The sequence below is a fragment of the Marinifaba aquimaris genome (assembly GCF_013328345.1).
In the GTDB taxonomy this organism is placed as follows: Bacteria; Pseudomonadota; Gammaproteobacteria; order Enterobacterales; family Alteromonadaceae; genus Marinifaba; species Marinifaba aquimaris.
The window spans coordinates 1-20,783 of record NZ_JABULX010000018.1; the positions used below are offsets into that span (position 1 = coordinate 1).

Annotated in this window: 21 protein-coding genes; 9 read left to right on the forward strand and 12 right to left on the reverse strand. The window is 40.7% G+C overall.

What is annotated here, in order from left to right; all coding sequences use genetic code 11:
- Window positions 1-117: 117 nt before the first annotated feature.
- Window positions 118-660, reverse strand: coding sequence for a GNAT family N-acetyltransferase (locus tag HR060_RS11905; RefSeq protein WP_217434920.1), 543 nt, complete (start codon window positions 658-660; stop codon window positions 118-120).
- A 97-nt stretch (window positions 661-757) separates the two neighbouring features.
- On the opposite strand from HR060_RS11905, the gene HR060_RS11910 reads away from it, so the two are divergent.
- Complete coding sequence (locus tag HR060_RS11910; RefSeq protein ID WP_174200526.1) at window positions 758-1,576, forward strand: hypothetical protein; 819 nt, start codon at window positions 758-760, stop codon at window positions 1,574-1,576.
- A 56-nt stretch (window positions 1,577-1,632) separates the two neighbouring features.
- Here HR060_RS11910 and HR060_RS11915 read toward each other — a convergent pair whose 3' ends face one another.
- The 5 genes from HR060_RS11915 to HR060_RS11935 all read right to left on the reverse strand — a co-directional run bounded on the left by HR060_RS11915 (window position 1,633) and on the right by HR060_RS11935 (window position 3,399).
- Window positions 1,633-1,926: a hypothetical protein gene (locus HR060_RS11915; RefSeq protein WP_174200527.1), complete on the reverse strand. Its 294-nt coding sequence runs from the start codon at window positions 1,924-1,926 to the stop codon at window positions 1,633-1,635.
- A gap of 77 nt (window positions 1,927-2,003) precedes the next feature.
- A complete protein-coding gene (locus HR060_RS11920) occupies window positions 2,004-2,297 on the reverse strand; it encodes a hypothetical protein (RefSeq protein WP_174200527.1) in 294 nt (97 codons plus the stop codon).
- Between the two features lie 77 nt (window positions 2,298-2,374).
- On the reverse strand, window positions 2,375-2,668 hold the full coding sequence (locus tag HR060_RS11925) for a hypothetical protein (RefSeq protein WP_174200527.1): 294 nt from the start codon (window positions 2,666-2,668) through the stop codon (window positions 2,375-2,377).
- An 86-nt stretch (window positions 2,669-2,754) separates the two neighbouring features.
- Window positions 2,755-3,069 (reverse strand): hypothetical protein, encoded by a 315-nt coding sequence (locus HR060_RS11930; RefSeq protein ID WP_174200528.1) that lies wholly within the window; start codon window positions 3,067-3,069, stop codon window positions 2,755-2,757.
- 42 nt (window positions 3,070-3,111) lie between these two features.
- Entirely contained in the window at window positions 3,112-3,399 is a 288-nt protein-coding gene (locus HR060_RS11935; RefSeq protein ID WP_174200529.1) for a hypothetical protein, read from the reverse strand.
- A gap of 238 nt (window positions 3,400-3,637) precedes the next feature.
- On the opposite strand from HR060_RS11935, the gene pdxH reads away from it, so the two are divergent.
- The 4 genes from pdxH (at window position 3,638) to HR060_RS19770 (ending at window position 8,214) form a co-directional block, all read left to right on the forward strand.
- Window positions 3,638-4,279 carry a pyridoxamine 5'-phosphate oxidase gene (gene pdxH, locus HR060_RS11940; protein WP_174200530.1) on the forward strand — a complete coding sequence of 214 codons (642 nt, stop codon included), beginning with the start codon at window positions 3,638-3,640 and terminating at the stop codon, window positions 4,277-4,279.
- Window positions 4,280-4,359: 80 nt separating this feature from the next.
- Complete coding sequence (locus HR060_RS11945; RefSeq protein ID WP_174200531.1) at window positions 4,360-5,370, forward strand: extracellular solute-binding protein; 1,011 nt, start codon at window positions 4,360-4,362, stop codon at window positions 5,368-5,370.
- A 184-nt stretch (window positions 5,371-5,554) separates the two neighbouring features.
- Window positions 5,555-7,177, forward strand: a complete 1,623-nt coding sequence (locus tag HR060_RS11950; protein ID WP_174200596.1) for an ABC transporter permease — start codon at window positions 5,555-5,557, stop codon at window positions 7,175-7,177.
- Window positions 7,174-8,214, forward strand: a complete 1,041-nt coding sequence (locus HR060_RS19770) for an ATP-binding cassette domain-containing protein (protein WP_174200532.1) — start codon at window positions 7,174-7,176, stop codon at window positions 8,212-8,214. The genes HR060_RS11950 and HR060_RS19770 overlap by 4 nt, the downstream gene beginning before the upstream one ends.
- A 56-nt stretch (window positions 8,215-8,270) precedes the next feature.
- On the opposite strand, the gene HR060_RS11960 is transcribed toward HR060_RS19770, so the two are convergent.
- The 6 genes from HR060_RS11960 to HR060_RS11985 all read right to left on the reverse strand — a co-directional run bounded on the left by HR060_RS11960 (window position 8,271) and on the right by HR060_RS11985 (window position 14,604).
- Window positions 8,271-9,137 carry a polysaccharide deacetylase family protein gene (locus HR060_RS11960; protein ID WP_174200533.1) on the reverse strand — a complete coding sequence of 289 codons (867 nt, stop codon included), beginning with the start codon at window positions 9,135-9,137 and terminating at the stop codon, window positions 8,271-8,273.
- A gap of 48 nt (window positions 9,138-9,185) precedes the next feature.
- On the reverse strand, window positions 9,186-11,444 hold the full coding sequence (locus tag HR060_RS11965) for a molybdopterin cofactor-binding domain-containing protein (protein WP_174200534.1): 2,259 nt from the start codon (window positions 11,442-11,444) through the stop codon (window positions 9,186-9,188).
- Between the two features lie 9 nt (window positions 11,445-11,453).
- Window positions 11,454-11,918: a (2Fe-2S)-binding protein gene (locus tag HR060_RS11970; RefSeq protein WP_174200535.1), complete on the reverse strand. Its 465-nt coding sequence runs from the start codon at window positions 11,916-11,918 to the stop codon at window positions 11,454-11,456.
- The gene (locus tag HR060_RS11975; protein WP_174200536.1) at window positions 11,912-12,541 is read right to left on the reverse strand and encodes a nucleotidyltransferase family protein; all 630 of its coding nucleotides are present in this window, start codon (window positions 12,539-12,541) and stop codon (window positions 11,912-11,914) included. Before HR060_RS11975 ends, HR060_RS11970 begins: the two co-directional genes overlap by 7 nt.
- A gap of 3 nt (window positions 12,542-12,544) precedes the next feature.
- Entirely contained in the window at window positions 12,545-13,654 is a 1,110-nt protein-coding gene (locus tag HR060_RS11980) for an XdhC family protein (RefSeq protein WP_174200537.1), read from the reverse strand.
- Between the two features lie 164 nt (window positions 13,655-13,818).
- Window positions 13,819-14,604 (reverse strand): M48 family metallopeptidase, encoded by a 786-nt coding sequence (locus tag HR060_RS11985; RefSeq protein ID WP_174200538.1) that lies wholly within the window; start codon window positions 14,602-14,604, stop codon window positions 13,819-13,821.
- A 266-nt stretch (window positions 14,605-14,870) separates the two neighbouring features.
- On the opposite strand from HR060_RS11985, the gene dnaK reads away from it, so the two are divergent.
- The 4 genes from dnaK (at window position 14,871) to HR060_RS12005 (ending at window position 20,769) form a co-directional block, all read left to right on the forward strand.
- Window positions 14,871-16,799 carry a molecular chaperone DnaK gene (dnaK, locus tag HR060_RS11990; RefSeq protein ID WP_174200539.1) on the forward strand — a complete coding sequence of 643 codons (1,929 nt, stop codon included), beginning with the start codon at window positions 14,871-14,873 and terminating at the stop codon, window positions 16,797-16,799.
- 202 nt (window positions 16,800-17,001) lie between these two features.
- Entirely contained in the window at window positions 17,002-18,141 is a 1,140-nt protein-coding gene (gene dnaJ / locus HR060_RS11995; protein WP_174200540.1) for a molecular chaperone DnaJ, read from the forward strand.
- A 240-nt stretch (window positions 18,142-18,381) separates the two neighbouring features.
- Window positions 18,382-18,861, forward strand: a complete 480-nt coding sequence (locus tag HR060_RS12000) for a DUF3015 domain-containing protein (protein ID WP_174200541.1) — start codon at window positions 18,382-18,384, stop codon at window positions 18,859-18,861.
- Window positions 18,862-18,939: 78 nt separating this feature from the next.
- The gene (locus tag HR060_RS12005) at window positions 18,940-20,769 is read left to right on the forward strand and encodes an Lnb N-terminal periplasmic domain-containing protein (RefSeq protein WP_174200542.1); all 1,830 of its coding nucleotides are present in this window, start codon (window positions 18,940-18,942) and stop codon (window positions 20,767-20,769) included.
- The last annotated feature ends 14 nt before the right edge of the window (window positions 20,770-20,783 follow it).

The window sequence follows — 20,783 nt, forward strand, 5'->3', positions numbered from 1 at the left end:
GAGCCAGAGCCAGAGCCAGAGCCAGAGCCAGAGCCAGAGCCAGAGCCAGAGCCAGAGCCAGAGCCAGAGCCAGAGCCGAAAAAGTAAAGCTATCGAAAACCGCCGAAAGGCGGTTTTTTATTTGCAGCTATCGTTTAATTTGGCCGTTAAAACATGATCTTGCCATTGCCCTGCTATTTGCAAGTAGCGCTTTGCATAACCCTCTTTCTCAAAACCAAGTTTGGTTAATAGCCTTTCACTGGCTAGATTATCTGGCAAATAATTAGCCATAATGCGGTTTAATCCGATAGTTTGAAAAATATATTGGCAACACACTTCAAGTGCTTCTGTCATTAAACCTTGATTTTGTTGGTTTTTAGCAATTGAGTAACCCAAGTAACACGCTTGAAAAGGACCTTTTACTACCCCGGTGAAGCTGCAAATACCTATTACACTTTGTGTTTGTTTACTGAACAGAATAAATTGAAACCCCTGCTCAGATTTAAAATTTTTTTCACTTTCTTTGGCCATTTTATTGAAGTTATCTAGGCTGAAATAATTTGCTGGCCGAGTGGGTTCAAAAGGCGCTAAGTACGTCCAATTATCAAGGTAGTATTGCAATAATGCTTTGGCATTGTCTGATCTAAAAGAGGTAATTAAGAGTCTTGGTGATTCGAGCATCTTGATAAATTGTTTTAAGGCGGTAAAAAAATACTGTTAATCAATCATTAGGCGTTTATGATAAATCAAAACACGTTCTCATCAAATGGATACGATAGTGGCGATGACCCTGATACCTGAGCCCATTAGCACATCTTTGGTTAAAGCAAATAAGCGACTAAAAAAGCTTAATATTCTCGCTACGCTGTTGCTTATCTCAACGTGCTTATTTTGTTATTTGGCCTACTCGGCGCTCTACGCTGTCAATGCCGCTAAAGAGAATCGCTATCAATCTTACCTTTTATCTGAGCAGCTTAGGCTGAGCTCCGATCAACTCACTTTAATGGCGCGTGCTTATACCGTCACTGGGGATGATAAGTATCTCGATTTTTTTAATCAGATATTAGCAATTAGAGATGGCAAGCAGGCAAGGCCTGAACATTATCAGTGGGTTTATTGGGATTTACTGATGCCTAAATCAGGCAAACCTCCCTTTGCTGATGGTCAGGCCGAGTCGTTAAATTCCTTGATGAAAAAAGCAGGCTTTACTGAATTGGAGTTTGAGCAATTAGCCAAAGCAAAGAATGAATCTGACGCGCTTGCCAAAATTGAGCAACACGCATTTAGAGCAATTGAACAGGCATTTAACAGTGTCGATAATGACTTTCATCAGCAGCATATCTCGACGATATCGAGTTTATACAGTGAAGATTATTTGATTGCCAAAGCCAAGATCATGACTCACATTAATGTGTTTTATCAGCTGCAAGCACAACGGGCTGAGCAAACGATTGCTCTTTTAACTTGGCGTCATCATTTGATGACTGCTATGACTGGCATTTGCGCAGTGCTAGTGATGTTGTGTTTGTTGGGGAGTTATCGAATACGCAGTAAGACTTATCAGTCACTTATTCAGCATGTTGAAAGAGCAGAATAAAAAAAGCCGCATTGATAAAAAATATCAATACGGCTGCTCTTTGGAGAAGAGTTAAATTAAGCTTTTTTAGCTAAGTCACGTGCTTTACCAGGCTGTAAACAAGCCGTTAAAGGATTTTGGTTAAAGCGTTTAACTGTTGCTTCTTTTGCAGGTGTAGAGAACTCAACACCATTCTTTTCAACCGTTACTGAACAAGACACTAATTTGCCTTTAGCTGTGCTGTTTACTAGTACTTTGTCGAATTTGGCAAAGAACTTATCGTAAGTTGCACTTTGGATAGTGATATCTAACGTGTTTGCAAAAGTTGATGAAGAAGCGATTAATGCGATAGCTGCGAATAAAGTTTTCATAATAAATTTGTCCTGTACTACTTAATTAGGCTTTGGCCTAAATCTCAAAACGATAAAGGGGAAATGTAAGGTTTAGATTAAGCTTTTTTAGCTAAATCACGCGCTTTACCAGGCTGTAAACATGCCGTTAAAGGGTTTTGGTTAAAGCGTTTAACTGTTGCTTCTTTAGCAGGTGTAGAGAACTCAACACCATTCTTTTCAACCGTTACCGAGCAAGACACTAATTTGCCTTTAGCTGTGCTGTTTACTAATACTTTGTCGAATTTGGCAAAGAATTTATCGTAAGTTGCACTTTGGATAGTGATATCTAACGTGTTTGCAAAAGTTGATGAAGAAGCGATTAATGCGATAGCTGCGAATAAAGTTTTCATAATAAATTTGTCCTGTACTACTTAATTAGGCTTTGGCCTAAATCTCAAAACGATAAAGGGGAAATGTAAGGTTTAGATTAAGCTTTTTTAGCTAAATCACGCGCTTTACCAGGCTGTAAACATGCCGTTAAAGGGTTTTGGTTAAAGCGTTTAACTGTTGCTTCTTTAGCAGGTGTAGAGAACTCAACACCATTCTTTTCAACCGTTACCGAGCAAGACACTAATTTGCCTTTAGCTGTGCTGTTTACTAATACTTTGTCGAATTTGGCAAAGAATTTATCGTAAGTTGCACTTTGGATAGTGATATCTAACGTGTTTGCAAAAGTTGATGAAGAAGCGATTAATGCGATAGCTGCGAATAAAGTTTTCATAATAAATTTGTCCTGTACTACATAAGTTAGGCTGCGGCCTAAATCTCAAAACTAAATAGGGTGTAAACGTTATTTTATAAGGATGTTTAAGCTTGCTTAACTAAGCCTTTAGCGCTAGATGGCTTTAAACATGCTGTTAAAGGGTCTTGGTTGAAACGCTTAATTGTTGCTTCTTTAGCGGCAGTTTCAAATTTAATACCGTTTTTGATAACGGTGACTGAACACGCTACTTTTTTACCTTCTACTTGGCTGTTTACATAAACAGTGTCAAATTTTTCAAAAAATGCGTCATAAGTTGCACTTTTGATCGTTACGTCAATAAGTTGGTTTTCAACATTTTGAACGTTTGCCATTGCTGTTGAAGAGGCTAGTAATGTGATAGCTGTTAATAATGTTTTCATAATAAAGTCCTAAAAATTAAAAAGTCTGAATCTGGTGTTGAGTTAGTTTTTACTCGCAAATGCCGTTTCGATGGGATGGCATTCAGAGTTAACTCGCTCAATTGATTTTCGCGCCTTCTTTAATTCGTGCGCTTGATTATGAATTTGATACCAGCGACAAATAGATTGACGATTCATTTTTTTGATCGTCTCCATTTGTTCTGGCGTAACGTGACTTAGTGTATTCAAGTAAGCTTGGCTTGCTTGGTCTAAGTGACGTAGTTTTTGCATATTGACTGCGAAAACGTCGCTGCTCAATAAAGTGGCTAAAATAAAGAATACTGCTTTCATTTCTCTATCTCTAAATTAAGGTTTATAGAGTGTTTGGTCTCTCTCACTCTTTAAGTTGTGTAAATAATACATTGTTTTGTAATTTAATCACGTTTTTTTTGCGTTTTAGTTGTAAATAAATGTGAAAAAGATGGCTTTTGTGAAATAAAATTACAGAATTGAAGGTGAAAAACTTGGTTTTATTACCGTTTTTTAACGTTATAATTATGATTAAATTTATATTTTTCAGGGGTTTAGCATGGATCTAAAAGATATCAGACGGGAATATTCGAAAATGGGCTTGGATGAAAGTCAATTAGATCAAAATCCGATCAAACAATTTGATCTTTGGTTGACGCAAGCCAGTGAGACGGATTTATTCACTGATCCTACTGCTATGACAGTGGCTACCGTTGATAAAAATGGCATGCCTAGCATGCGCACTGTGTTACTCAAAGGCTATGATGAGAAAGGTTTTGTCTTTTATACCAACTATGGCTCTCGTAAAGCACAAGAAATAGCAGGTAATAATCAAGTGTGTTTGCAATTTGCGTGGCTGCCTTTAGAAAGACAAGTCATTATTTATGGCAATGCAAAGAAGCTTTCTGCTACAGAATCGGCTAGTTATTTCAATTCTCGCCCTGAAGGTAGCCAAATTGCAGCTTATGCTTCGAAACAAAGCATGGCTGTTGAGTCGAGAAAAATGCTAGAGCATGCATTTGAGCAAATGAAGAATAAATTCAAACAAGGCAAATTACCTGTGCCAGACTTTTGGGGGGGATATTGCATTGAGCCTGTTGCTATTGAATTTTGGCAAGGAAGGGAATCAAGACTTCACGATAGATTCATGTATAAGTTACAAGATGACGGCCAATGGCAAGTTGAACGCCTACAACCTTAGTTTTTATTAATAACCGCTACTAGAGCTTTTTACTCAGCTTTGATAGCATAATGATAATTGTTATCATTTAATGGCAGATTATGAAAAAAATACTTACTTCATTAGCAGCAGGTGTCACCTTACTAACGGGCTTTGCTGCTCAGGCCCAAGAATCCGTTAATATTTATTCTTTTCGTCAAGCTTTTTTAATCGAACCTATCTTAGTTGAGTTCACAAAAGAAACGGGTATTAAAACCAATATTGTTTTTGCTAAAAAAGGATTAGTTGAACGCCTTAAACGAGAGGGGAAGCACAGCCCTGCTGATGTGGTTCTGACTTCAAACTTTGGCGCGTTATTAAAGCTAGAAAAAGCTGAACTGACTCAAACAATCGACAGTGAAACGATTAACAATAATGTGCCAGCCTTATACCGCGACCCAGAAGGGCAGTGGGTTGCATTGACTAAACGCGTGCGCAATATCTACACAGCAAAATCATTAGCTGATGGTGATAGTATCCGTTATGAAGATTTAGCCTCACCGAAGTTTAAAGGTCAAATTTGTACACGTAGTGGCAAGCATCCTTACAACTTAGGTTTAGTCTCTTCAATGATTGCGTATCACGGTGAAGCTGAAACTAAAAAATGGTTAGAGGGTGTTAAAGCTAATTTAGCTCGTCGTCCTCAAGGTAATGACCGTGCACAAGTTAAAGCCATTAAAGAAGGCTTATGTAAGGTATCTTTAGGTAATAGCTACTACTTAGGTAAGATGGTGCAAGATCCTAAACAAAAAGCTTGGGCCGATGCGGTAAATATTCAATTCCCTAACCAAGCTGATCGCGGTTCACATATCAATGTCAGTGGTGCCACTATTACGCCTCATGCGCCAAACAAAGATAATGCATTAAAGCTAATTGAATTTTTAACTAGTGATAAAGCGCAACAAATGTATGCGGCAGTAAATATGGAATACCCTGTAAAAGAAGGTGTGCCATTATCTGAATTAGTCTCTTCTTGGGGCGAATTCAAATCTGAAGATAAATCAATTGCTGAGATCAGCCAGTATCGTCAAGCTGCGTTAAAGCTAATTGATGAAGTTAAATTTGATCTTTAATTTATCCTGATTAAACAGAATTAACACTGTTTTTTGAGTTGCTTAAGTTATACTAAGCCCGGAACTGATCTGGGCTTTTTTATGCCTCTATATTTAAGGATTGAACTTGTCACTGACATCCTCTTCTCCTGCAATTAAAAATGGACTGCCACTGAGTCGTCATTTAAAAGCCATATGGCAGCGCATGAGCTGGCCCATGTTTTCAGCTTGGCTAATTGCCTTTATCTTTGTTATGCCCGTTTTGGCGTTAGTCTTTAGTGCTCTACAACCAGACGAAGCTATATTCTCTCACTTATTTGATACTGTTTTATTCGATTACATCTATAACACTTTTATACTCGTGGTATTGGTGTCTCTGTTTAGCTTAGCTTTTGGGGTTCCCAGTGCATGGCTAATGGCCATGTGTGATTTTAAGTTTAAACGTTTCTTTTCTTGGGCTCTGATTTTACCTCTTGCCATGCCAGCCTATGTTGTTGCCTACATATATACCGATTTATTTGATTATGCAGGGCCAATACAAATCAGTTTGCGTGATTGGTTTGGTTGGCAAAGCCCCAATGATTACTGGTTTTTTGATATTCGAAGTTTAGGCGGCGCTGCGGTTGTTTTAGCTTTGGTGTTATTCCCTTACGTTTATTTATTAATGCGCTCTGCCTTTGCCAATATCAGCAAGGAACAATTGCAGGCCAGTCGTATATTAGGTGATAGCGCTTGGCGCAGCTTTTTAAGAATCCAATTACCGCAAAGTCGAGGTTTGATGATAGCGGCATTGGCCTTGGTTGGTATGGAGACTCTGGCTGATTTTGCAACCGTGCATTATTTTGCGGTTAATACTTTAACGACGGCTGTATATGACACCTGGTTAGGATATTACTCTTTACCCGCTGCGGCTAAAATATCAGTATTTATGCTGGTTTTTGTTTTTGTTCTGCTAGGAATGGAAAAATACCAAAGACGCAAACAGGCAGTGTATTCACGTTCTGATACTTTCAGTGATAACAAACCAATTGCATTAACTGGTAAACGTGCGTGGCTTGCCATTGGCTATTGTTCGTTGCTTTTTATTGCTGGCTTCTTACTGCCGTTTGCCATATTAATTGAATATGCGTTTAGTTACTTTGATGAGGCGTGGAACGACTCTTTTATCACTTATAGCTGGCACACTTTATTAATGGCACTGGGCGTTGCTGTGATATGTGTCATTATTTCGTGTTATGTCAATTTAACTGCTAGAGCGCAATCTCACTGTCAATCTCATCAGATCCCTGGGCATTTATTGAGTCTGGGCTACGCATTACCAGGTACGGTATTGGCAATTGCGGTATTAATTCCTATGAGTTTTATTGAACACCAAATTAATGACTATTTTGCCCTTTGGTTTGATTGGCAACCCGGACTCTTTTTATCGGGCACAGTCACTGTCATTATTTTTGCTTACTGTGTGCGCTTTATTGCTATTTGTATCGGCGCAACACGTGAAGGTCTTGCTAAAATTTCTCCTAATCTAGATGCGGCGAGTCTTTCTATGGGGGTAGGGCCGAAGCGAACGGCTATGAAGATCCATTTACCTTTGCTCACTAAGGTTATGCTAACATCGGGTTTGCTGGTTTTTATCGAAGCAATGAAAGAGCTGCCAGCCGCTCTGCTATTACGCCCCTTTGGATTTGAAACTTTGGCGACCTATGTTTATCAATACGTCAGTGATGAGATGCTAGAACAAGCCTCATTAGCCGCCATCGTTATTGTTTTAGTTGGTTTAATACCGCTTATATTTGTTAATCGCAACATGGAGTCAAGAAAAGCGTGAGTCGAGTATTAGAAGTTGATGACATTCATGTTAACTATGGTCAACAGAGTGTTTTATCGGGTGTCTCTTTTGATGTCGAACAAGGCGAGATCCTTTGCCTGCTTGGCCCGAGTGGTTGTGGTAAAACAACAATATTAAAGTCGATTGCAGGGTTGTTACCTATCTCTTCTGGTTCAATCGATATTAAACAAAATCGCGTCAGCAATGGTGCCGTAATGGTACCACCCGAAAAACGCAATTTAGGCATGCTATTCCAAGATTATGCCTTATTTCCTCATTTAACGGTCGCCGATAATATTACTTATGGACTGGCAAAAGCTGATAAAGCGACTAAGTTGTCACGTCTAAAAGAACTGCTCGACTTAGTTCACTTAGCGGGTAATGAGCACAAATATCCTCATCAGTTATCTGGCGGACAACAACAAAGGGTGGCACTTGCAAGAGCGCTTGCGTATCGTCCTGATATTCTTTTACTCGATGAGCCGTTTTCTAACATCGATCACAAAGTAAAATACGAGTTAATTGAGCAAGTACGAGACATCATCAAAAAAGCCAATGTAGCAGCCATTTTTGTTTCTCACTCAAAAGAAGAAGCTTTTGCATTTGCCGACAAGGTCGCTGTGGTTAATCAAGGGTTGATAGAGCAAGTGGATCAACCTCATGTACTTTATCAACTACCACAAACCCAATTTGTTGGTCACTTTATGGGTAAACTCAATTGTTTCGCCGTGGCCCATTTATCCGCTGCGTTAAAAGCGGCTATCTTTGTATCAGAGCAAGAAGAACAACGCATTGACTTTATCGGTTTTCGACCTGAGCATATTGTCATCGCTGAATCTTGCGCTAATTTAGCGGCTGATAATTACGTCACTGCGAAAGTAGAACAAAAACGTTTTTCTGGCACGCACTCGTTGTTATTAGTGTCGTTAGCTGATTGGGATGAGTTAATCTTTATGTTGGCCCCATTTGATCAAAATGTGGCTGTTGGCGATGAAATCAATATACGCTTCGTCAAACAAAAAGCCATTCAGTTTTAATAGAAAAAAGCCCTAACAGTGTTAGGGCTTTTTTATTTGCTCACTTTACTTGTTGGTTATTTCAATAACTCTTCAACCGTCACAAATTCATAGCCATGAGCATGGTAGTGTTCAATAATTGCCGGTAAGGCGTTTACCGTATTACTTCTATCGCCACCATCATCATGCATCAATACGATGGCACCTGGGTGCATATGATGGTTGACGATATCGACAATATCTTGTTGCTTAATAAAACGTGTGTTCCAGTCTCGGCTATCGATGGACCAGTTAACCACCGTCAAGCCTTGCTCATTTAAAAACTCAATTTGCTCGTCACTGATATCACCATAGCTTGGGCGAAATACACTCGGGGTGGTGCCCGTCACCTTTTTAATTGCCTCATTGGTCACCGAAACACTATTTTGCCAAAATTCTTTGGCATCTCGTTGACCATTTCTTTGATGTTCCCACGTGTGGTTCTCTATAGGGTAACCCTTATCGGCAATGACTTTAGCAATCTCAGGGCTTTGTAAAACCCGAGAGCCTGTCCAGAAAAAGGTTGCGGGTATGTCATATTTTTCCAATTGTTTGACGATAGCTAAACTGTATTGCGAAGGGCCATCATCAAAGGTTAAAGCAATTTTCTTTTCGTGGTTTTTACCTTCAATCACCATACCACCAGGGTAAGTGTTAGCTTGCCTGGCGAGCTCATCTTCTGGTATTTGATCAAAACCAAACACTTCAGATAACCACAAATGACGATATTGGGTGTAAACCTGTGACGCCTGTTTAGGCGTCTCGGGGGCAACATCACTGACATCATTTAGCTGATAAAATTTGGGTTTTGCCTCTAGATACAGGGCCGTGTAACCGGCACCAAAAGTAATCGCAAATAAAAGTGCGATCACAAGTAGTGGATACACAATAAATTTTTTAATCATAACTGTCCTATGTATAACTATACATTTCCTTTAACTAACCCTCTGCACTTAAGCAATGTTTAATTGCCCTTTGACGGGTAAGTCGCGAATGCGTTTACCGCACGCAGCAAAAATAGCATTGGTGATACTGGCACTAACAGGAGGTACGCCAGGTTCACCAACCCCTGCTGGCGGTGCGTCACTTTCAACAATATGAATATCCATTTGTGGTGACTGGTTCATTCGCACTAATTCATAATCATGGAAATTTGATTGTTCAATTTTTCCATCTTTAGCTGTCAGCTTCGACAGCAGCGCAATACTCATACCGAAGATCATCGACCCTTCCATTTGGGCTTCAACTCTATCGATATTTGAAATAATGCCGCAATCGGCGACACACCACATTTTTTGCACTTTAACGGTATCGTTTTTTACTTCGACTTGTGTCACCACGGCGATATAGCTCAAGAAGCTGCGATGTACTGATAGCCCTAAACCTTGGCCTTTAGGCAACTTGCGCCCCCAACCAGCGCGTTCAGTAACGAGTTCTACAACGTTTTTGAAACGTTTGGTCTCAATCGGGTATTTTTTAATATCGGACCAATAATTGCCGTATTTATAGCCCCCTTGATTGACATCGACCAGCCTGTCATCTGCGTATAAATCGAGCCACATTTGTTTAGGATCTTGCCCAACTTGATGGGCCATTTCATCGACAAAACTACCGACACCAAATCCGTGTTGAATATTTCCTACTGAGCGCACCCAGCCAATTCTTAAATGGTGTGGGGCTTCACAGACTTCACATTGCAAGTTTTCGATAGCAAAAGGCACATCAGCAAAACCAAGTTGTGTTTCCCAAGTTTGAGGTTCTTTAGCAACGCCATCAAATGTTGAGCCGATTGTCGGAAAGCTGGTGCGTGCTAACCAGGCTTTAACTTGTTTTTTATCGTCAAAGGCTGCTTGATAGTGCTGAGCGCTTATAGCGTGGACATAGTCAAATTGAATATCTTCTTCTCTAGACCAAATCACTTTTACTGGGCGCTTGGCCGCTTTGGCAAGTAATGCTGCTTCTGCAACAAAATCCGGTTTAGATTTACGACCAAAAGCACCGCCTAAAAGTGTGGTGTTGACGGTGACTTTGTCTTTTTCTATCCCCAAACGCGCTGCAACGACATCTCGTGTTCTTTGCGGAGCTTGCACACAAGCCCAAACTTCACAGGTGCCATCGGCGCGATACTCAGCCGTTGCAGCTGGTGGCTCCATAGGTGCATGGGCGAGATAAGGCACAGTATAAGTTGCATTGACTTGGTTTTTGTATTGGCTAAATGCTTTGTTAACATCGCCTGTTGTTCTGTGTACTTTACCTTGTTGCTGAACCATCGCCTTTCTTTGCTGTAAATATTCAGCTGAGTGGTGATTTTTGTTATCGGTTAACTGCCATTCTATTTCTAGTAGTTTTTGCGCTTTTTGTGCGGCATAGGTGTTGGTGGCTAATACAGCAATGCCCTCTAATGGGTTAAAAGCCGGTGCGCCATCTGTGCCATCTATTTTGATGACATCAACCACGCCTTTTACCGCTTTGGCTTTATCTGCGTTAAATTGTTTTACCTTTGCGCCTAAAACGGGCGCGCGTTCAATGGTAGCAATAACCATATTAGGGCGATTAACATCTTGGCCAAATTCCGTTGTACCCGCCAATACATCTGGTAAATCTACAGAGGTTAACGGTTTACCTATGTATTTAAAGTCGGCTTTATTTTTTAGTTTAAGCGCTTCAACTTTTGGTGGTGTTATCCTAGCTGCTGTCTCGGCTAAATCTCCATAGCTCAAGGTTTTACCAGATTGGTGTTTAACGAGGTGATCTTGTGCTTTGACTTCAGAAACGGGTACTTTCCAAGTTTCTGCTGCCGCTTGTTCCAGCATTTGCTTCGCTGAAGCCCCCATTTGCCTTAATGTGTCGTAAAAATCGCGAACCGAGCTCGAGCCATCTGTGTTTTGATTACCGTATTCATTATTTGCTAAACCTTGGACAACGTTAACTTTTTGCCAGTCTGCTTCTAATTCATCGGCCACTATTTGTGGTAAACACGTTCTTACGCCTTGCCCCATTTCTGAACGGTGGCAAATAATGTCGATACTGTTATCGGTATTAATCGTGACAAATAAATTTAGCTTGTACTGCATTTCCTGCGTCATTGCAAATACTGGCATTGAAGATGGCATTACCCCTCCTAATACCAGCGCACCTGAGGTAACACCGAGACCTTTTAAAAATGAGCGACGAGAGACGTTTTCAATCTGATTATTAATTTTGATATCCATAATATGCTCCTAGGCCTTCGCTGCTGTTTTTATTGCTTGTTTGATACGAGGGTAGGTGCCACAACGACAAAGGTTACCTGTCATGGCATTATCTATATCTTGGTCTGATGGTGATTGATTCTCTTTTAGTAGCGCTACTGCAGCCATAATTTGGCCTGATTGACAGTAGCCACATTGTGGCACGTTTTCATTGATCCAGGCCTGTTTTATTGCCTTTGCGCTTGGCGCAATTAACAAGTTATCTTCGATGCCTTCAATAGTGGTAATTTGCTGGCCAATTGCAGCGGATACAGGAATCGAGCAAGCTCGGGTTGGGCTGCCATTAAAATGTACGGTGCAGGCTCCGCATAAGCCTTTTCCGCAGCCGTATTTGGTGCCTGTCATCGCTAAAACATCGCGGATAACCCAGAGCAAAGGTGTATCAGGTTCAACATCAACTTGATAATTTTGGTTGTTAATATTTACCGTTAACATAGTTGTGGCCTTAGTTTTTCTAATTGTGCTTGAGTGTCGATATCCCATGAAGCATTGGGGATAGAGACGTTAGTTTTATTTATTGTTTTTTTTATGATGGAGCGAGCACCTTTATCGGCTTTAAGCTGACAAAGCTGGTTAAAAGTATTGCGCGGAAAAATAGCCGGTACACCTTCTGTGTTTTGATATTGGCTACAAGTGATTTTTTCAGGTGTACACTGAGATTGCGTTATTAATTGTGCTAAGTCGTCTTGGTCAATCAATAGCTGATCGAGCAAGGTGATCATAATGTGTGAAGGTTGTTCTTTTGAAAGAACGTGTTTTACTGCATCTTGAATACTGTGGCCTAAGCCGAATTGCCAGTCGCGGCAGGTCATGATTGATAAAAACTGATCGCATTTTATGCTATCTAGCAATGCTTGTTGAATCTGCTCTGCATGGGCGCCTAATGATAAATAGGTAGGTATAGACAGTGACAACAGCTTACTCATTTGATAGTTGATAACTAAGCCATTGCCATTTTGAAGCTCAGCTAATTGCTTTGGGCTGCCAAAGCGCTGGCTCGCGCCTGCTGCCATAACAATATTTACCAGCTTAAAATGATTGATAGATGGCGCTGACATGCTTTATCCCGTCTGTTTATCGCAATCGGCAAGAGACACGTTCAAGTTTTGGCCGTCTGCCTGATAAAGCTCGCAATGAATTTGTGCCAAAATAGAAAGTGCAATTGACTCTGGTAATTCGCCACCAATATTTAAACCAATTGGTCCGATGACTTGATTGATAAATTGCTCAAATTTCACCGACAATAGCAATGGGCTTGGGCCTTGGTTTATTTTTGATTGTTGTTCAGCGTACTTTTTAAAAGCTAATGAAGTGACTTTTTCTTTTCGGTGAACCGGGCCTAGCAGCCCTGTATATACAGGCGATAGCTGAGCAATATCAACCAAGGCTTGGCTGTCAAACTCTACATTGTGTCCCATCACTATCGCGGCATTTATCGCAGAGCCATTTACTAGATTCGGCAGCGGTGCCTTATCACGAATAATTCGACAATTTGTAAAATACTCAGCGCGCGCGTAACTACTTCTGTGATCAACAACTGTCACATTCCAGCCTAGATTTAATGCCATTTTAGCAAGTGGTCTGGCGTCAATACCGCCCCCAAAAATAGCAATGTGTGGCTTAGCTTGCGTCTTTAATAATAAATATTTGTCTGCGAAACGATTGTTTTTACTAGGAGCTGTCGTTAATGGAGCTTTAATGTTTTGACTGATGTAACTAAGTGCTTGGCTGCAATTTTCAAAGGTGTAGTTATTGTCTTTACCATCAATCGATAAGCAGTAATAGGCATCTTGGCTTTGATAGAGTTGGTTAAATAGTTGTGTTAAGGCTTGGAAATTCGATGATTTAGAAATGGGCTGTAATAAAATATCGACTCTACCGCCACAACCTATGCCTAAGTGCCAACCGAGTTCATCTTCTTGTTGCATGTCATAAACAACGGTTTTGGCTTGGCCGGTTTGCATGACTTGTTTGGCATGTAGGAGTAAATCACCTTCTAAGCAGCCACCACTGAGTAAACCGTGGTATTGACCTAGGCTGTTGATAAACATCATGGCACCCGTTTTTCGATAGGAGGAGCCTTGAGTATTAACGATTGTCCCTAACACCCAATCAAAATCTGTTTTTTGCTGGTACCATATAGCCAGCAAGTCAACCAGTTGATTTGACATAATATTTTTAAATTTTATCCGTGGTTATTAAACACTAGTCAATTGAAAAGTGAATGCAAATAGTTGAGATGAAATTGAACAATATTGCGATATAAATGCAATAAAAAAGGGCTTCAAAATTGAAGCCCTTGTTGTATTGATTCGTGAGTAAAACAAATAGTTATTTAAATTTTACAACTCGGTCTAGGCATTTGCGCCACTACACCTTGGCTTTGATATTTTTTGATGTGTTTGGCTAAGTTGTTGATACGTGTTTGTGGAGCAGGGTGAGTGGATAGAAGCTCCATCGGACGTTTACCATCGCTTAACTTGGCCATGTTTTGCCATAGTGCCATCGATTGGTCTGCTTGATAACCCGCTTCAATTAAGTATTTTAAGCCTAAAACATCCGCTTCCGATTCATGTAAACGACTATAAGGTAATAGTGCACCATATTGTGCGCCTAAACCTAGGCCCGCCATAATTGCCCCTTGATATGGGCTATCTTTTGAAGCTACGGCAGCACCAGCCATCAGTGCGTTGGCCGCCGTCGATTGAGATACGCGCTCTGCGCCGTGGTTAGCAATGACGTGACCGACCTCGTGACCGATAATTGCCGCGAGTTGATCAGAGTTTTCAGTGACGTTTAAAATGCCGGTATATACGCCGATTTTCCTACCTGGGAGGGCAAAAGCATTGACTTGCTCTGAATCAAAAACGACAATCTCCCAGTTATCTTGCCATTTTGCAGGCAGTACCTGAAGAATCGGCTTCGCCACGCATTGTACATATTGATTTAACTTTTTATCGGTAGAGACTTTTTCTTTACCTTTCATGTCTTCAAAGCTTTGAGCACCCATCTTTGTCATTGCGTTGGCATCGACAATGATCAATTGGTTTCGCCCTGTTGGCGATTTTGCACACGCAGTTAAAAGGGCGGTTGCTGCTAATAAAATAGCTAGTTTCTTCATCGTTATTCTCGCATCCGGTCAGGTCTATCACCATTTTACGCCATGTCTTTGCACATAAAAATGAAAATATCCTTATATTTATTCAGTTTATTTACTTGAAAAGCTAAAAACCGATCACATATAGCAATTAACGCTTTCATAGCAGTTGCGAAACTAGCGCAACAAAAATGAAAAAAATTAACAATAGGGCATTGAAAGCACAAAACATGCCCTTATTTAGTTACTAACAAACAAATTATCCATTTACATTTGCGGAGATTCTTCAAATGGGCAAAATCATCGGTATTGATTTAGGTACAACAAATTCATGTGTTGCTGTGTTAGACGGCGACTCAGCTAAAGTAATCGAGAACGCAGAAGGCGATCGCACAACTCCTTCAATCATCGCTTATTCTCAAGAAGGCGAAACGTTAGTTGGTCAACCTGCAAAACGTCAGGCTATCACTAACCCAGAAAACACATTATTCGCGATTAAGCGTTTAATTGGTCGTCGTTTTAAAGACGAAGAAGTTCAGCGCGACAGAGACATCATGCCATTTGCTATCGTTGGTGCAGATAATGGCGATGCTTGGGTTGAAGCTAAAGGCGAAAAAATGGCGCCACCACAAGTTTCAGCTGAAGTATTAAAGAAAATGAAGAAAACGGCTGAAGACTTCTTAGGTGAAGAAGTTACTGAAGCGGTAATCACGGTTCCTGCATACTTTAACGATTCACAACGTCAAGCAACTAAAGATGCTGGTCGTATCGCTGGTCTTGAAGTTAAGCGTATTATCAACGAGCCAACAGCTGCTGCCCTTGCTTACGGTATGGACAAAAAGCAAGGCGATAACGTTATTGCGGTATACGACTTAGGTGGTGGTACTTTCGATATCTCTATCATCGAAATTGATGAAGTAGATGGCGAGCACTCATTTGAAGTATTAGCGACTAATGGTGACACGCACTTAGGTGGTGAAGATTTCGATAACCGTTTAATCAACTACTTAGTAGATGAGTTCAAAAACGAGCAAGGCTTTGACCTTAAAAACGATCCATTAGCGATGCAGCGTTTAAAAGAAGCGGCTGAAAAAGCTAAGTGTGAATTATCATCTGCGCAACAAACAGATGTTAACTTACCTTACATCACTGCTGATGCTTCAGGTCCTAAGCACTTAAACATCAAAGTAACACGCGCTAAGTTAGAGTCGCTAGTTGAAGATTTAGTACAACAATCTTTAGAGCCATTGAAAAAAGCATTAGCCGATGCTGACCTGTCTGTAAGTGACGTTAACGACGTTATCTTAGTTGGTGGTCAAACGCGTATGCCTATGGTTCAAAAAGCGGTTACTGATTTCTTCGGTAAAGAGCCTCGTAAAGATGTTAACCCTGACGAAGCAGTTGCAGTAGGTGCAGCGGTTCAAGGTGGCGTATTAGCGGGTGATGTAACAGACGTACTATTACTAGACGTTACACCATTATCACTTGGTATCGAAACTATGGGTGGCGTGATGACGGCACTTATCGAGAAGAACACAACGATTCCTACTAAGAAATCACAAGTATTCTCAACGGCTGAAGATAACCAAGCAGCAGTAACAGTTCACGTAATCCAAGGTGAGCGTAAGCAAGCAAGTGCAAATAAATCACTTGGTCAGTTCAACTTAGAAGGTATTCGTCCTGCACAACGCGGTATACCACAAATTGAAGTAACATTCGATATTGATGCTGACGGTATCTTACACGTATCTGCAAAAGACAAAGATACGGGTACAGAGCAGAAGATCACAATCAAAGCATCATCTGGTTTAAGTGATGACGAGATTGAATCAATGGTACGTGAAGCTGAAGCAAATGCTGATGCTGATGCGAAATTTGAAGAATTAGTTCAAGCGCGTAACCAAGCTGACGGTTTAGTTCACGCTACTAAGAAGCAAGTTGAAGAAGCGGGTGAAGAGTTAGCTGCTAACGATAAAGAAGCGATTGAAAAAGCATCTTCAGAGTTAGAAGAAGCAATTAAAGGCGATGACAAAGCTGCAATCGAAGCTAAGTCTCAAGCGTTAATTGAAGCATCTGCTAAGTTAATGGAAATTGCACAAGCGAAAGCACAAGCTCAAGGCGGCGCAGAAGCAGGTGCAGAACAAGCTCAACCAGAACAGCCAGTAGATGGTGACGTTGTTGATGCTGAGTTCGAAGAAGTTAAAGACGACAAAAAGTAAGTTGTTTTCACTTCATGGATAATCAAGCCAATTTAGCTTGAGAATAAACGGGCGTCTAGTACGCCCGTTTTGCCTAACACAAAAAGCTTTTAGCCTTATATTCAATGCGAATCTAACGCCAAGAGTTTTCACAAATTATGATTCCTCAAGGAATTGACCTGTTTTGGCCAAAGGCCAGTAATATCGAGTAGAAGTAAATATCATGTCGAAACGCGATTTTTATGAAGTGCTAGGAGTTCAGAAAGGAGCTTCAGAGCGAGATATCAAAAAAGCTTACAAACGCTTAGCGATGAAGTATCACCCTGACCGCACAAAAGGTGACAAAGATCTAGAAGCTAAATTCAAAGAAATTACCGAAGCTTATGAAGTCTTAACCGATGAAAATATGCGTGCTCGTTACGACCAGTATGGTCATGCTGGTGTTGATCCGCAGCAAGGTGGATTTGGCGGCGGTGGCGGAGGCCAGGGCTTTGACGATATTTTTGGCGATGTATTCGGTGACATCTTCGGTGGTGGCGGCCGTCGCGGAGGTGGTCAATCACGTGCTCAACGCGGTGCAGACTTACGTTACAACTTAGATATCTCTTTAGAAGAAGCGGTTAAAGGTAAATCCGTAGAAATCAAAGTGCCAACTTGGGTATCTTGTGAACCATGTGATGGTACGGGTGCGAAAAAAGGCACACAGCCGAAAACGTGTCCAACTTGTCACGGTTCGGGTCAAGTACAAATGCGCCAAGGTTTCTTTGCGGTTCAACAAACGTGTCCAACTTGTCACGGTAAGGGCAAGATCATTGCAGACCCTTGTACTTCGTGTAGTGGTCAAGGCCGTGTTCAAAAGACTAAGACGTTATCAGTTAAAGTACCAGCAGGTGTTGATACCGGTGACCGTATTCGATTAGCCGGTGAAGGTGAAGCGGGCCAAAACGGTGCACCAGCGGGCGATTTATACGTTCAAATTAATGTGCGTGAACACGCAATCTTTGAACGAGATGGTACAAATTTATATTGTGAAGTACCGATTAGTTTCAGCACAGCAGCACTTGGTGGTGAGATTGAAGTACCAACTTTAGATGGCAAAGTTAAGTTAAAGATCCCTACAGAAACACAAACGGGTCGTATGTTCCGTATGCGTGGTAAAGGGGTAACTTCAGTACACGGTGGCGGTGTGGGTGACTTAATTTGTAAGGTGGTGATTGAAACACCAGTTAACCTAAATGAAGAACAAAAAGAGTTATTGCGTCAATTTGACCAGACCTGTGAGCAAGGTAAAGACAAGCATAGACCAAAAGAGAAAGGTTTCTTTGATGGTGTTAAACGCTTCTTTGACGACCTAACTAGTTAAGTTGCGCTGCAATCATAAAAATTGAATAAAAGCCAAGTTTAATACTTGGCTTTTTTGTATCTGTAACCGACTTTTTTATAAATCGATACACCTAGGTTATAGCCCTTGTTTTTATTTGGTTTTTACTGTCTTTTTGGCTAGTTTATATGCAATGGATATGTTAGCCTACGCGGCATTCATTTTAGTGAATAATCTATTCGTTTAAGTGAATACTTATCAAAATTTTTTAAGGAAAAAAAAATGAAAAAGCTTCTAATCGCTTCTACTTTATTCGCATCTTCTTCAGCTATGGCCGTTGCGCCAGGTGGTCCTAACTGTGGTTGGGGTAACATGATTTTTGAAGGTCAAGCAGGTGCAGGTAGCCACATCGTTGCTTTAACTACTAACGGTTCTTCTGGTAACGCTTCTTTCGGTATGACTTTTGGTACAAATGGTTGTTCTACTGAAGGTAAATTAACATACGGCGGCAAAGAAATGATCGACGTAAGTTTAATTATGGATGAGTTCAGCGAAGACGTTGCTCGTGGTGAAGGTGAAGCATTAACTGCTGTAGCTGTATCTTTAGGTGTTGATGCGCAAGATCGTGCATTATTCGCTGAAACGTTACACAACAACTTCGACGCTATCTTCCCATCAGAAGAAGCAACAACTGAGCACGTAGTAAGCACTATGTTCGTTGTTTTAAAAGAAGAAAAATCTTTAGCTAAGTACGTATCTTAATACCGTTTATCTTTGCTAATACAGGGCTGTTTTTACAGCCCTTTTTGATATCTAATTTTCGATAATAGAAGCCTCCTCATGCGATCTGCATTGCTTTTCTTGCTTACTTTTTGTTGTTTCCACTCTTTTGCATTTTCCACTTCGACTGATTTAAAACAACTAGCTCAAGACCCTAAATGGGCTGCTATGTTGCATTACAGTGCTGCTGAACCTGGTGAGCAGGCGATGAGCTTTGTTGATGATGACGATTTTTTCTTAGCGCCAAATGGCGTCTCTGATTTGTACGCAGAACTACAAGCAAGTATTAAACAACTGATTGCTAAACCTGAACTTCAGTGTTTATTTCCCGGTCGCACCTTGTGGCTAAGTCAAGTTGTTAATGGCTTTAAAGATACGCTCCCTTCAATTGATTGTCCCGAATATCAAGATTGGCGTAAGCGAGTAAACACTGACTCAGTTGTTCTTGTATTTGCGTCAAGTCAATTAAATAGCCCATCATCTATGTATGGCCATACTTTTTTCCGTTTTGACCCTCCGAATGTAAAAGCTGAGTCAACGTATTTGTCTTACGCCCTTAATTTTGGTGCTAACTTACCTGCCGATGCTGGTGGTATCGGTTATGCAATCAAAGGGCTAACAGGTGGTTACCCAGGCTATTTTGCTGCTAACCCATACTTTGAAAAAATTAAAGAATATACCCGAACTGAAAATCGCGATATGTGGGAATACAAACTCGATTTATCTGACAGTGAGATCGATCTATTGATGGCTCATGTTTGGGAAATGCGAGATATTAATTTTGATTATTTCTTCTTTGATGAAAATTGCTCGTTTAGGCTACTTGAACTGATTGATGTTGTGCAAAGTGAAACTGATTTATCGGCACAGTTTCCGGGAACGGCGACACCTATTGATACAGTGAGGGCATTTGAAGCGGCTAATTTAATTAAAGAAACCAATTATCGCCCTTCAGTGATGACCCAGCTAGAGTTTCAATTAGCTCAGTTAAACGAAGAGCAAAGAGCACTGACGCATTTGTTAGCGTACGATTTATCAATTATGGATAGCGAGCGATTTAAGCAGCAAGACAAGGCATCTCAACAGTTAGTCATCGATAGTGCCTATCGTTACCTGAGGTACAAAAGCATCGGCAATTTCGACGATAAGTCGATTAATAAAAGAAGCTTTAAATTACTCAAGAGTATTAATAAAACCCAGTTTAAAAAAGTTGCAAAGGCGCCTGCGCCAAAAAGTCCAGAAAAAGGACATAAAACCGGTTTAATGGCTTTAAGTGCAGGGGATTCGGCCGGTAAAGCATTTGTCGATATGACTTATCGCACAACATACCACGATTTACTCGATCCTATTTTAGGTTATCCCGATGGCATGTCTTTAAATATGGGCAAGCTAGTTGTGAGGGCAATTGGGGATGACATTAAGTTACAGCAAGCTGAATTGTTAGATATCACCTCTTTATCTGCCCGTAATTTGTTTTTGTCGCCTTTGTCTTGGCAAACTAATGTAGGATTAGAAAGGCAATGGACCAAGGGCAAGGATACCTTGGTAGCTCAAGGGCGAGCTGGTGTTGGGGTAACTTATGAGCTCATCGCAAACTCTCAACTTTTTGCCATGGTCACAGCAAGACTTGAATACAACGATAAACTTAAAAATGAATTATCTATCGCGCCGGGATGGCAAGCAGGTTATAGACAAGTCTTCGAGTTTGGAAATCTTTTAATCGAAAGTAAAAAACACTTCGTACTCGATGATTTTTCTCGGTTTGAAACCAAACTGGCACAAAGTTTTGATTTAAAAGAGCAGGGGGCTTTAATCATTGAATGGCAATACAATAAGGTCGATGATGAATCATTTAACGAAGCCTCATTACAGTATAGATACTATTTTTAAGGCTCTATTTATAT